At 75.3% G+C, this 12,554-nt stretch carries 9 protein-coding genes; 6 read left to right on the forward strand and 3 right to left on the reverse strand.

Features of this window, described 5'->3' with window-relative positions:
• Positions 1 to 157 precede the first annotated feature (157 nt).
• On the forward strand, positions 158 to 1,207 hold the full coding sequence (locus tag ACIRVF_RS29235) for a family 2 encapsulin nanocompartment cargo protein polyprenyl transferase (protein WP_402824138.1): 1,050 nt from the start codon (positions 158 to 160) through the stop codon (positions 1,205 to 1,207).
• 187 nt (positions 1,208 to 1,394) lie between these two features.
• On the opposite strand, the gene ACIRVF_RS29240 is transcribed toward ACIRVF_RS29235, so the two are convergent.
• On the reverse strand, positions 1,395 to 2,435 hold the full coding sequence (locus ACIRVF_RS29240) for an NAD-dependent epimerase/dehydratase family protein (RefSeq protein WP_402824141.1): 1,041 nt from the start codon (positions 2,433 to 2,435) through the stop codon (positions 1,395 to 1,397).
• Between the two features lie 262 nt (positions 2,436 to 2,697).
• Here ACIRVF_RS29240 and ACIRVF_RS29245 point away from each other — a divergent pair, with 262 nt between their 5' ends.
• On the forward strand, positions 2,698 to 4,035 hold the full coding sequence (locus tag ACIRVF_RS29245) for a DUF1254 domain-containing protein (RefSeq protein ID WP_402824144.1): 1,338 nt from the start codon (positions 2,698 to 2,700) through the stop codon (positions 4,033 to 4,035).
• A gap of 90 nt (positions 4,036 to 4,125) precedes the next feature.
• On the forward strand, positions 4,126 to 5,460 hold the full coding sequence (locus ACIRVF_RS29250; RefSeq protein ID WP_402824147.1) for a DUF1254 domain-containing protein: 1,335 nt from the start codon (positions 4,126 to 4,128) through the stop codon (positions 5,458 to 5,460).
• 30 nt (positions 5,461 to 5,490) lie between these two features.
• On the opposite strand, the gene ACIRVF_RS29255 is transcribed toward ACIRVF_RS29250, so the two are convergent.
• A complete protein-coding gene (locus tag ACIRVF_RS29255) occupies positions 5,491 to 7,407 on the reverse strand; it encodes a sigma-70 family RNA polymerase sigma factor (RefSeq protein WP_402824150.1) in 1,917 nt (638 codons plus the stop codon).
• A 174-nt stretch (positions 7,408 to 7,581) separates the two neighbouring features.
• On the opposite strand from ACIRVF_RS29255, the gene radA reads away from it, so the two are divergent.
• The gene (gene radA / locus ACIRVF_RS29260; protein ID WP_402824153.1) at positions 7,582 to 9,093 is read left to right on the forward strand and encodes a DNA repair protein RadA; all 1,512 of its coding nucleotides are present in this window, start codon (positions 7,582 to 7,584) and stop codon (positions 9,091 to 9,093) included.
• Between the two features lie 200 nt (positions 9,094 to 9,293).
• Positions 9,294 to 10,352: a DNA integrity scanning diadenylate cyclase DisA gene (disA, locus tag ACIRVF_RS29265; RefSeq protein ID WP_391492578.1), complete on the forward strand. Its 1,059-nt coding sequence runs from the start codon at positions 9,294 to 9,296 to the stop codon at positions 10,350 to 10,352.
• A gap of 169 nt (positions 10,353 to 10,521) precedes the next feature.
• Here disA and ACIRVF_RS29270 read toward each other — a convergent pair whose 3' ends face one another.
• The gene (locus tag ACIRVF_RS29270) at positions 10,522 to 11,427 is read right to left on the reverse strand and encodes a hypothetical protein (protein ID WP_402824156.1); all 906 of its coding nucleotides are present in this window, start codon (positions 11,425 to 11,427) and stop codon (positions 10,522 to 10,524) included.
• 192 nt (positions 11,428 to 11,619) lie between these two features.
• Between ACIRVF_RS29270 and ACIRVF_RS29275 the strand changes: the two genes are divergently transcribed.
• Positions 11,620 to 12,534 (forward strand): A/G-specific adenine glycosylase, encoded by a 915-nt coding sequence (locus ACIRVF_RS29275; RefSeq protein WP_402824159.1) that lies wholly within the window; start codon positions 11,620 to 11,622, stop codon positions 12,532 to 12,534.
• The last annotated feature ends 20 nt before the right edge of the window (positions 12,535 to 12,554 follow it).

A 12,554-nucleotide genomic window follows, 5' to 3' on the forward strand; every position in this document is an offset into this window, starting at 1 on the left:
GGCTTCCGAGCCGAAACCGCGCCGCCCGGCCGGGGAGAGCAGCCCCGGCCGGGCGGCGCGCCGCGGCGCGTACGGCCACCGGCCCGCCGCCCCGGCGCACCCGGCCGCCCCGACGGGCCGGCCGTCCCACGCACGCGCCCTACAGGGGGAGGAACCCATGACGAGCTCCACGCTGGAGCGGGACCACAAAGAGGGCCACGAGGCGGCCGACATCCTGGCCCGCGCCCGCGGGCTGGTCGACCCGGTCCTGCGGGCCGCCGTCGACTCACTGCCCGGCACGATGCGCAAGGTGGCCGGCTACCACTTCGGCTGGTGGGAGGCGGACGGCACGCCCTCCGAGGCCTCCTCCGGCAAGGCGATCCGCCCCGCCCTGGTCCTCGCCGCCACCCAGGCCCTCGGCGGCACCCCGGGCAGGGCCGTCGCCGCGGCCGCCGCGGTGGAGCTGGTGCACAACTTCACCCTGCTCCACGACGACGTCATCGACCGGGACGACACTCGCCGCCACCGGCCCACCGCATGGCGGGTGTTCGGCACCACCGAGGCCATCCTGGCCGGCGACGCGATGCACTCCCTCGCGCTGCGCCTGGTCGCCGAGGACGCCCACCCGGCCGCCCGCGGCTCGATCCGCCGGCTCGCCGACTGCGTGGTCGAACTCTGCGAGGGCCAGCAGATCGACTGCGCCTTCGAGCAGCGCAACGACGTCTCGCTCGCCGAGTGCCTGGCGATGGCCGAGGCCAAGACCGGCGCCCTGCTCGGCGCCGCCTGTGCGATGGGCGCGCTGTACGGCGGCGGCACGGAGGAGGCGGCGCAGGCGATGGACGGCTTCGGCCGCGAGATCGGCCTGGCCTTCCAGCTGATCGACGACCTGATCGGCATCTGGGGGGATCCGGCGGTCACCGGCAAGCCGGTCGGCGCCGACCTGGTCGCCCGGAAGAAGTCGCTGCCGGTGGTCAAGGCGCTCGGCTCCGGCACCGCCGAGGGTGCCCGGCTCGCCGAGCTCTACTCGCTCGAACGTCCGCTCAGCGCCGAGGAGTTGGCGCGGTGCGCGGCCGCCGTGGAGGCGGCCGGCGGGCGCGGCTGGGCGCAGGGCGAGTCCTGCGAGCGGATGGCCGCGGCGATGGCCCAACTGGCCGTGGCCGTACCGGAGCCGTCCGCGGCCGACGAACTGCTGGCCCTCGCTGAGCTGGTGACCCGCCGCAGCCACTGAACCGCGTCCGGCGCTCCCGGCCCGGAGCGGGACGCCGGCCCGGCCGACGCTCCCGCCCCGACCGGTCACCGGCCGCGCGCGGCTCATCTGAGCGCGACTCGCCGGGGCGCGTTTCACCTGCGCGCGTCTCGCCGGGACGCGCCTCGCCTGCGCGCGTCTCGCCTGCGCGCGGCCGATCTGGCGCGACTCATCCGTGCGCGGCCAACAGCCGTTGCTCCTTGGCCGGTTCGATGCCCTGCTTGAACGGTGACCCCGGCGCGCCCTTGCGCCCCTCGGCGTCGGTGTCCTCGACCGGCCCCCGGGTGCGCAGCCACTCCCAGGTGTCCCGGGCGGTCTCCGCGAACGGGCGGCAGCGCAGCCCGGCCGCCCGGGCACGGCTGCTGTCGACCTGCCAGATGTACGCCCAGTCCGGCAGGTCCGGTGCCCAGAAGGGCAGTTCGGACCAGGGCTCGACCCGGTCCGGACCTTCGGCCAGCAGCGGACCGTCGTCGATCCGGACCAGTTCGGTGCCCGGGGCGCCCGCGACCTCCCGGCAGGTCTCCAGCCACTGTCCGAAGGTGAGCCGCCCGGGCGGCGCGGTGGTGAGGTAGCGCCCCGCCGTCCCGGCCGTCAGCAGGTCGAGCCCGAACGCGGCGAAGTCCCGGACGTCGATCACCTGGATGGTCCGCCCCGGATCGCCGGGGGCGAGCACCCGCCCGCCGCGGGCCATCCGCTCCAGCCACCAGGGCAGCCGGCCGCCGACCTCGTACGGTCCGACCAGCAGCCCGCTGCTGAGCACCAGCGTGCGGTCGGCGCCGAAGCCCGCCGACGCCGCGCGCTCGCACCCCGCCTTCAGCTCGCGGCCGAAGGGCCGGCCGGGCGGGGTGTCGGCAGGGCAGGGGAGGAGCGGGGAGTCCTCGGTGATCACCTGGGTGGCCCAGTCGGCGCAGGCGTGCACCGAGGAGACGAGGGTGTAGTGGTCGGCCCGCTCGCGCAGCAGCCGTACGGAGAGTGCGACCTGTGCGGGCTGCTGGGCGGAGGTGTCGACGACGGCGTCCCAGCGGCGGCCGGTGACCAGCCGCGCCAGGTCCTCGGCGCTGTCGCGGTCGCCCCGGACGGCTTCGACCCCGGGCACGTCGGGGGCGCGGCGGCCGCGGTTGAAGGTGGTGACCTGGTGGCCGCGGGCGAGTGCCTCGACGGCGTAGGCGCGTCCGAGGAAGGACGAGCCCCCGAGCAGAAGGATCTTCATACCGCCCAGCCTGTCCCGGCGGCCCCGCCCGTACGCCCGGCTTAGCGCTGAGCAGAGCGCCGGAGCAGGCGCGTCGACCGGACCGCGGGTCGGACCGCCGGCCGGAACGCCCGCCAGGGGCTGCCCGAAATGGGGCCCGATGCCGCTCGGCGTGCCGCTCGGCGTGCTGCCCGAAGTGCCGCCCCACCCGGCCCCACTTAGCATCCGAAATGTACCGATATGAGTCGATCCATGATCTGATCCGGCCTGGGAGAGCGACAGCATGGTCAACCCGGCACTCGTCGATCCGGCCACCATCCGCGCCACCGCGGCCGAGGCCTGGATCCGCGGCCACCCCCTGCTGCGGACCTACCGCGCCCTCTACACCCAGGCCCTGGACGACGCGGACCCCGGCTACGTCGGCGGCTTCGGCGTCTTCCACCACACGACGCGCCCGGCCACCCCCGCCGACACCGACCTCGTCACCCCGGACAACGACACCCTCCCCTCCCGCGCCTGGCTCGACCTGCGCACCGAACCCTGGGTGCTCTCGGTCCCCGCCCAGGACCGCTACCACGTCCTCGCGGTGCGCGAACTCGACGCCCTGCCCGCCGGGTTGATCGGCTCCCGAACCACCGGCCAGGACGCAGGGGAGTACCTGGTGGCCGGCCCCGACTGGCAGGGCGAGCCCCCGCCCGGCCTCAAGGGCGTGATCCGCACCGCCACCCGCCTGGTCGGTCTGGTCGGCCGCACCCGCCTCACCGGGAACACCCCCGACGACCTCGCCGCCCTGCGGGCCGTCCAGGACCAGTACCGGCTGCGCCCGCTGCACGAGTACGCCGGCACCCCGGCGCCCGCCCCCGCCCCCGAACCGGTCTGGCCGGTCTGGCGCGACGAGGTCCTGGAGGGCGTCGAGTTCCTGACCTACCTGGACTTCCTGCTCGGCTTCTTCCCCCTCACCGACGGGCTCCCGCCCGCCGAGACCGAACTGCGCGGCCGCCTCACCGACCTCGGCGTCGACGGTCGCGGCGAGTTCGAGCCCGCCCTCCTCCCGCTGGAGGTCCGTGCCGAACTCGACCGCGGGATCGCCGACGGCCGCGCCCGGCTGACCCGCGCGCTCGCCGAACTCCGCGACTCCGCAGGACTGTTCGGCACCCGCGAACAGCTCGGCGGGGACTTCGTCCGCCAGGCCGTCGGCGCCGAGCTCGACCCGTACGGCCTGCCCGCCGAGGAGGTCTGGTACGGCCGCTGGGCGGCGGACAGCGAGGGCCGCCGCCCGCCGAACGCCAGCGACCGCGACCACCTGATCCGCTTCGCCCCGGACGCCCTGCCCCCGGCCCGCTTCTTCTGGTCCGCGACGATGTACGCGCTCCCGGGTCACCGGCTGGTCGACAACACCCTGGACCGCCACTCGATCGGCGGCGACACCCCCGGCCTGGTCCGCGACGGGGACGGTGGTCTCACCCTCTACGTCCAGCACAAGCGCCCCGCCGACGCCGACCACTCCGCCAACTGGCTGCCCGCCCCGGACGGGCCGTTCGCCGTCGTGCTCCGGATCCACGGCCCGGAGGCGTCCGTCCTGGACGGCCGCTGGCAGCCCCCGCCGCTCTCCCCGCACTGACCCGCTCCGCCCCGGGCACCACCCCAGCCACAGCCACAGCCCCCCGCCCCGCGCCCCGGGCCCCGACCCGATCCGACGAAGGACCCCTCGATGAACCTGCCCGAGCTGGAGGCCCTGGCCGCCGACGCCTACGTCTACGGCTACCCGCTCGTCGCCGGCCTCACCATGGTCGAGCGCTTCGCCAAGGGCGGCCTGGGCACCCTTCCGGCAGCGCCGCCCAACCACTTCAGCCACGCCACCCGGCTGGCCGGTCCCGGCGACCAGTTCGTCTCGGTCAACAACGACACGATCTACTCGATCGCCCAGCTCGACCTCTCCGAGGGCCCGCAGGTGCTCCACGTCCCGGACACCTCCGGCGCCTACTACGTGCTGCAGTTCATCGGCGCCTGGACGGACAACGTCGCCTACCTCGGCAGTCGCGCCACCGGCACCGACGCGCAGACCTGGCTGGTCGTCCCGCCCGGCTGGCACGGCACCGCCCCGCACCCGGACCGGGTGATCGAACTGCCCACCACCGTGGGCACGATCGTCGGCCGCTTCGCCTGCAACGGCCCGCGCGACCTCCCGCGGGTCAGGGCGCTGCAGGCCGGCCTCCGCCTGGAGCCGCTGGAACCCGGCGGCCTGGTCGCCGGACTGCCCGAGCCGGACCCGGACGTCCCCGAGCGGCTGGCCTTCTTCGAGCGCCTGCGGGTGTGGATGCAGGCCTTCCCGCCGGCCACCCCGGACATCGAGTACCAGCGCCGCTTCGCCCCGCTGGGCCTGCTGGACGACGGCACCTCGCCGTACCGCTCGGCCGCCGCGGAGTGGACCCTCGCGCTCGCCAAGGGTCTGGCCGCCGGACGCGAACGGGTCGAGGACGCCACCCGCCCGCCCGAGGAGCACCCACGCGGCGAGTGGCGCTGCGCGCTCCACCTCTTCGACTACAACCTCGACCACCTGGGCCCCGGCACCCTGGACGACCCCGAGTGGCGCATCCCCGACCGCCGCGCCGCCTACCTCAGCCGCGCCTCCGCCGCCCGGGCCGGTCTCTGGGGCAACCACGCCTACGAGACCTCGTACGCGGTGACCTACGACGACTCCGACGGCCGCCCGCTCAGCGGCGCCAACAGCTACACCCTCCGCTTCGAGGAGCCGCCGCCGGTCGAGGCCTTCTGGTCCGTCACGATGTACTCGGTCCCGGACTACTACCTGGTCGAGAACCCGATCAACCGCTACTCCATCGGCGACCGCACCCCCGGCCTGGTGTACGGCCCGGACGGCTCGCTGACCGTGACGCTCCAGCACGAACCGCCTGAGGACCCGACGGCCGCCGCCAACTGGCTGCCCACCCCGCTCGGCGAGTTCCGCCCGATCATCCGGCTCTACCGGCCGAAGCCCGAGGTGCTGGACGGCAGCTACCAGGTGCCCCCGATCCGCCGCACCTGACGCCCGGCCACCCGGCGGCGGCCGGGCCCCTCACCGCCCCGACCCCGTGGCCGCTCCCGTCGGGTGCGGCGACGCACCGCCCGTCGGAGTCGCCGAGGGCGCGGCCGTACCGCCCGGCGTTCCCGAGGGCGCGCCCGAACCCGACGGCGACGGCGCGCCCGTACGGCTCGGCGTCGACGAAGGTGAAGCCGTGGCGGGGGCGGTCGCCGACGGGCCCCCGCTCGGTGCCCCGCTCGATGGCGACGAAGATCCCGACGGGGGTCCCGACGGGGATCCCGACGAGGGCGCGGGGGCGGACGAGGGCACGGACGAGGACTCTGCCGAGGAGGGCGTCGACCCGCCGCGGTTCTGTGGCCCGCCCTCCAGGGTGACCACCGCCTGTGAGGGCGGCAGCGCGATCCGGGCGGTCCAGCGGGCGGTGGGCGCGAGATCCTCGTCCACGGTGACGATCACGGTGATCCGCTGCCCGGGCGCGAGGGTCCCAGAGTCGCGGCTGAGCCGGAGCCAGCCGGCGTCCGTCACGGCGTGCCAACGGATCTCCGTGGTACCGGAGTTGGTGAGGGTGAGCACCGTCCGGCTGCCGTACTCCCCGGCCTCGACGGTGAGCAGTCCGGCCGCAGCCGGGTCGCCCGCACCCGGGGCGGAGGCCCGTTCGACCATCGGGGCCGGGGCGGCGACCAGGGTCGGGCTGCCGAGCGGGGTCGACCCCCGGCCCGGTACCGGGACCACCGGCCCCTGGAAAGTGAGCCGCGGAAAGCCGGGAAGCAACGTTTCTGCACCACCCGCGCCACCCGCGCCACCCGCACTCCCTGGCCCCGCACCCGCCAGCTCCAGCACCCCCGCGCCCGCGGTCGTCTCCGCCCCGCCCGCCGCCCACGGCGGCCGCTGCCCGGCGTCCCGCCCGGCCTCCTCCACCCGCACCGCCGAGACCGAGGCCGCCGACCCGGACCCGCCGCCCCGGTGCCCGGCCCACAGCGCGACCACCGGCGCCGCCAGGACGGCCGCGAGCACCCCGGTGGTCACCACCCGCCGACGGACCGCCAGCCCCCGGCCCGCGTCCGGCGTCCGGTGCCGGGGGAAGCCGCCGTGGTCGAACCGCAGCCCCGGCTCGGCCGCCGCCGAACCCCGCCGCCCCGCCACCCCGGCCGCCGCGACCCCGGCCACCGCGACCCCGGCCACCGACGGCCGCGCCTCCCCGGACGCCGTCCCGCCCACCGGGGAGGGCGCCGTCAGCAGCGGCAGCCCCGACAGCCCCGCCGCTCCCTCGGCCGCCTCCCCGGCGGCCACCCGCTCCGCCGTCCCCCGGCAGGTCGGGCAGTCCACCACGTGCTGCACCAGCTCGCGCCGCAGGGCCGGGCCGAGCACCCAGTCCCGCCAGGACTCCGCCCCGGCCCCGCCCAGCCGGTCCAGCTCGGGGCAGCTGCCCACCCCGAGCACCAGCAGCGCGGCCCTGGTCCGGGCCACCTCGGCCTCGGCGGTGGCGAGCAGTCCGCGGGTCCGGTCGAACGGCAGTCCCAGGACGGCCGCCACCTCCAGCGGGGTCAGCCGGTGCCGCACGGACAGCTCCAGCGCCTCGCGCTGCTCCGGGTCCGTACCGGCCGCCTCCGGCCAGGCGAGCGAGGCCAGCTCGCGCCGCCGCCGGACCGCCTCGGCCTCGGTCAGCTCCGCCTCGCGCCCGGCCCCCGGCTCCGCCCCGGCTGCCACTCCGGTGTCCCCGCCCGTCCCGTCCGCCAGCCGCCGCAGGCAGCAGTACCGGGCCAGCGAGAACAGCCAGGCGCGCACCAGGCCGGGTTCGGCCAGCCGGGCGCCGTGCCGCCGGGCCAGTTCGCGGACCTCGCGCAGGGCGTCGGCGGCCGCGTCGTGCTCGCAGAGCACCGAGAGGCAGTAGGTGAACAGGCCGTCCACCTGCCGGTCGTACGCCGCGAGCACGGCGTCCGGCGCCCCCACGGGCCCAACAGTTCGCGTTGTCACCCGTCCGACGGTAGGGACAACGGGCCGCCCGTCCCCGCCATTCGCCGCGTATGTACTTCTTTCGGGTAACAACATCGCCCATCTGTGTGGACGCGCGGCGCGTCCGGTCGCGGTCCGGGACTGTCACCCCCAGGCACTACCGTGGGCCGCATGCCTCCGCGTTCCAAGACCACCGCCAAGCCGCGCCCGGCCTACCGCTGCACCGAGTGCGGCAACCAGCTGCCCAAGTGGGTCGGCCGCTGCCCGGAGTGCAACGCCTGGGGCACGGTCGAGGAGTACGGCGCGGTGCCGATCCGCACCACCGCGGCGGGTCCGGTCAGCGCGCCGGCCCGTCCGATCGCCCAGGTGGACGGCCAGGTCGCGACGGCCCGCTCGACGGGCGTGCCGGAGCTGGACCGGGTGCTCGGCGGCGGGCTGGTCCCCGGCGCGGTGGTGCTGCTGGCCGGCGAGCCCGGCGTCGGCAAGTCCACCCTGCTGCTGGACGTCGCCGCCAAGGCGGCCACCGGGCAGCACCGCACGCTCTACGTCACCGGCGAGGAGTCGGCCGGCCAGGTCCGGCTGCGCGCCGACCGGATCAACGCCCTCTCCGAGCACCTGTACCTCGCCGCCGAGCAGGACCTGGGCGCGGTGCTTGGGCACATCGAGGCGGTCAACCCCGGCCTGCTCATCCTGGACTCGGTGCAGACCATCGCCTCCGCCGAGCTGGACGGAGCCCCCGGCGGCCCGGCCCAGGTCCGCGAGGTGGCGGGCGCGCTGATTCGGGCCTCCAAGGAGCGCGGCATGGCCACCCTGCTGGTCGGCCACGTGACCAAGGACGGCCAGATCGCCGGTCCGCGCCTGCTGGAGCACCTGGTGGACGTGGTGCTGAGCTTCGAGGGCGACCGGCACGCCCGGCTGCGGCTCATCCGCGGGGTCAAGAACCGCTACGGCGCGACGGACGAGGTGGGCTGCTTCGAGCTGCACGACGAGGGCATCGTCGGCCTGGCCGACCCGTCCGGCCTCTTCCTGACCAGGCGTGACAAGCCCGTCCCCGGCACCTGCCTCACCGTCACCCTGGAGGGCAAGCGCCCGCTGGTCGCCGAGGTGCAGGCGCTGATGGTGGATTCGCAGATCCCCTCCCCGCGCCGCACCACCTCGGGCCTGGAGTCGCCCCGGATCGCGATGATCCTGGCCGTGGTCGAGCGGCACGGCGGGGTGAAGCTCGGCAAGCAGGACATCTACACCGCGACGGTCGGCGGCGTGAAGCTGACCGAGCCCTCCGCCGACCTCGCGGTCGCGCTCGCGGTGGCCAGTTCCTCCACCGACACCCCGCTGCCCAGCAACCTGGTGGCGATCGGCGAGGTCGGCCTGGCGGGCGAGGTGCGGCGGGTGACGGGTGTGCAGCGCCGGCTGGCCGAGGCGCACCGGCTGGGCTTCACCCACGCCCTGGTCCCGCCGGACCCGGGCAAGGTGCCGCCGGGCATGAAGGTGGTCGAGGTGGCCGACATCGGCGAGGCGCTGCGGGCCATCCCGGGCCGTCGCCGGGCCGCCGCCAAGCCGCGCGGCGAGGGGCGTGGTGAGACCCCGTCGGCCCCGCCGGCGCCCCGCGCGGCGAAGGTCCCGGCGTACCCGGAGGAGCTGATGGACGGCTGGGAGCCGCTCGACTCCGACGAACTGCACTGACCCAAGCCCTGCCGAAGCCGCACGCAGTTAGACTTTCCCCAGTCTCATTGGCCAGAAGGCAGTACCGAAGCGGTACTGAGCGACAGAGCAACAGACCGCGGACCGGCGCACGGCGCGAGGCGCGGCACGGGGTCGACCGGAGGAGTCACGTGGCAGCCAGCGACCGGGGGGCGGACAAGGCCTCCCGTGAGGAGGCCCTGCTGCGGGCCTCCCTCACCGCCATCGCGCCCGGTACCGCGCTTCGTGACGGCCTGGAACGGGTCCTGCGGGCCAACACCGGCGGCCTGATCGTGCTGGGGTTCGACCGGACCGTCGAGTCCCTCTGCACCGGCGGCTTCGTGCTGGACGTCGAGTTCAGCGCGACCCGGCTGCGCGAGCTGTGCAAGCTGGACGGCGCGGTGGTGCTGGACAAGGACATCACCAAGATCGTCCGGGCCGGCGTCCACCTCATGCCGGACTCCACCATCCCCACCGACGAGACCGGCACCCGCCACCGCACCGCCGAGCGGGTCAACCGGCAGACCGGCTACCCGGTGGTCGCGGTCTCGCACTCGATGCGGCTGATCGCCATGTACGTCAACGGCACCCGCCGGGTGCTGGAGGACTCCACCACCGTCCTCTCCCGCGCCAACCAGGCGCTGGCCACCCTGGAGCGCTACAAGCTGCGCCTGGACGAGGTGGCCGGCACCCTCTCCGCCCTGGAGATCGAGGACCTGGTGACGGTCCGGGACGTCACCGCCGTGGCCCAGCGCCTGGAGATGGTCCGGCTGATCGCCACCGAGATCGCCGGATACGTGCTGGAGCTCGGCATCGACGGCCGCCTGCTCTCGCTCCAGCTGGACGAGCTGATCGCGGGCGTGGAGCCGGAGCGCGAACTGGTCGCCCGGGACTACTTCCCGGAGCGCGCCGCCAAGAAGGGCCGGACGGTCACCGAGGTGCTCGGCGACCTGGAGGCGCTGACCCACGCCGAGCTGCTGGACCTGCAGACGGTCGCCAAGGCGCTCGGCTACTCCGGCTCGCCGGAGTCCCTGGACGCCGCCGTCTCGCCGCGCGGCTACCGCCTGCTGGCGAAGATCCCGCGCCTGCCCAACACGGTGATAGAGCGGCTGGTCGAGCACTTCGGCGGCCTGCAGAAGCTGCTGGCCGCCAGCATCGACGACCTGCAGACGGTCGAGGGCGTCGGCGAGACCCGGGCCCGGTCGGTCCGCGAGGGCCTGTCCCGCCTTGCCGAATCGTCCATCCTGGAACGCTACGTCTGACCGGTGCGCGGCAGACCGCGGACGGCCCCCGGCGAAACGCTTCCCCGGGGGCCCGTTCCGCGCCCCGGGGGAAGCGCGACACAACGGCCCCCGCAACGCAACGGCCCCGCAACGCAGGAGCCCCCGGCCGCGCGCTGCGGCCGGGGGCTCCGAACGAAGTGACGGCGGTTCAGCTGTCCAGGCGGATCGAGGTCCGTGCCGAGACCTTGTCCCCGGAGAGCCCGGTGAGCTCCGCGAGCACCACGTACGTGCCGCTCGCCGGTGCCGTCTGGTCGGCGGTCGCGCACTGCGGCTTGCTGCGGCTGCGGTCCCAGGTGAAGGTCTCGGTCTGGCTGCCGTTCGCCGGGATCTGCACCCAGATGCTGCCCTTGTCGGGCGGGCAGTCGCCGGAGGACCAGACCCGGTCGTTGTTGCTGCCGCTGCTGACCGTGATCACGGAGGCGGTGCGGCCCAGGTCCACCCGGCAGTTGGCGCCGGAGGAGTTCCTGACCGTCAGGGCCAGCTTCGGCTTGTCCTTTGGCTGGTAGGAGTTCTGGGTGCCCGCCAGCTCCAGGGCGACCTGCGAGGAGGAGCAGACCGGAAGCGCCATCACCTCGGGGGTGTTCACCGCCGGGGCTCCGCCGCCCGAGCCGCCGGACCCGCCGGCCGAACCCCCGCCGGATCCACCCGCCGGAGCCGGGTTGCCCCCGCCGGAGCCACCGGAGCCACCCGAGCCACCGGAGCCACCCGAGCCGCCGGAACCCCCGGAGCCACCGGCACCGCCACCGCTGAGACCGACCTCGCTGCCGCCGCCGCTGGCCACCGGCCCACCGCCGGTGCCGCCGGTGGCGGGGTGCGCCGCGGGGCCGCTCGGCGAGGCGCCGGGCGTGATCGTCTGAGCCGGCGTCTGGCTGTCGGACTGGGAGGGTGCGGCCTGGGCGGCCTTGCCCGGTGAGCCTCCGTCACCTCCGCCCTGATCGGTCATCAGCCAGGCGATCAGGGCGACGACCGCCGCGGCGGCGATGAGCACGACGACGCGCCGACGCCAGTAGATCGAGGCCGGCAGCGGTCCCACGGGTTGACGCAGAGAGGGCACGATCAAACTCTACGAGACTGTGTGTGGCGATTGACTCACCAACACCGCACAGTCGCCCCTTCTTTCACATGATCCGCCATTTGATCCGTTCGAGGGAGACCCCGAACCGGGACTTCCGGACCATTTCGCCCCAACCGGAACACGAGCCTCCACTTCGGCCGCGTCCACCGGCCGTGGGAGGATCGAAGGGCCATGACTGCCATCACCGCCACCGAAGCCCCCTCGCCGCCGATGCCCCTGCCGCTGCTGCACTCGACCGTCATCGAGTGGTACGAGTCCAGCAAGCGCGACCTGCCCTGGCGGACCCCGGACGCGACGCCCTGGGCGGTCATGGTGAGCGAGTTCATGCTCCAGCAGACCCCGGTGAAGCGGGTGCTGCCCGCCTGGCAGGCCTGGCTCACCCGCTGGCCGACCCCCGCCGACCTCGCCGCCGAGGCGCCCGGCGAGGCGGTCCGGATGTGGGGCCGGCTGGGCTATCCGCGTCGCGCCCTGCGCCTGCACGCGGCCGCCGTGGCGATCACCGAGGAGCACGGCGGCGAGGTCCCGGACGACCACGCCACGCTGCTCTCGCTGCCCGGGGTGGGGGAGTACACCGCCGCCGCGGTCGCCTCCTTCGCCTTCCGCCAGCGGCACGTGGTGCTGGACACCAACGTCCGCCGGGTGTTCGCCCGCGCGGTGACCGGCGTCGAGTACCCGGCCACCGCCACCACCGCCGCCGAGCGCCGCACCGCGACCGCGCTGCTGCCCGAGGACGCGGGGACGGCCGCCACCTGGGCGGTCGGCGTGATGGAGCTGGGCGCGCTGGTCTGCACCGCCCGCGGCCCGGAGTGCGGGGACTGCCCGCTGTTCTCCGTCTGCGCCTGGCAGCGGGCCGGCCGCCCGCCGTACGAGGGCCCGGCCCGGCGCGGCCAGACCTACGAGGGCACGGACCGCCAGGTGCGCGGCAAGCTGCTCGCGGTGCTGCGCGAGGCGCACGGCACGGTGCCGCAGGCCCGGCTGGACGCCGTCTGGCCGGATGCGGTGCAGCGCGCCCGGGCCCTGGACGGCCTGGTCGCCGACGGCCTGGTGGAGCCCGTCGAACAGGGCGTCTACCGGCTTCCCCAGTAGGCGCGGCGACGACAGCACGA

This window comes from Kitasatospora sp. NPDC101157, from assembly GCF_044768255.1.
Lineage (GTDB): Bacteria > Actinomycetota > Actinomycetes > Streptomycetales > Streptomycetaceae > Kitasatospora.

Coding starts and splice junctions, on each gene's coding strand:
- ACIRVF_RS29235 (WP_402824138.1), top strand. CDS start 158: ATGACGAGCTCCACGCTGGAGCGGGACCACAAAGAGGGCCACGAGGCG.
- ACIRVF_RS29240 (WP_402824141.1), bottom strand. CDS start 2,435: ATGAAGATCCTTCTGCTCGGGGGCTCGTCCTTCCTCGGACGCGCCTAC.
- ACIRVF_RS29245 (WP_402824144.1), top strand. CDS start 2,698: ATGGTCAACCCGGCACTCGTCGATCCGGCCACCATCCGCGCCACCGCG.
- ACIRVF_RS29250 (WP_402824147.1), top strand. CDS start 4,126: ATGAACCTGCCCGAGCTGGAGGCCCTGGCCGCCGACGCCTACGTCTAC.
- radA (WP_402824153.1), top strand. CDS start 7,582: ATGCCTCCGCGTTCCAAGACCACCGCCAAGCCGCGCCCGGCCTACCGC.
- ACIRVF_RS29275 (WP_402824159.1), top strand. CDS start 11,620: ATGACTGCCATCACCGCCACCGAAGCCCCCTCGCCGCCGATGCCCCTG.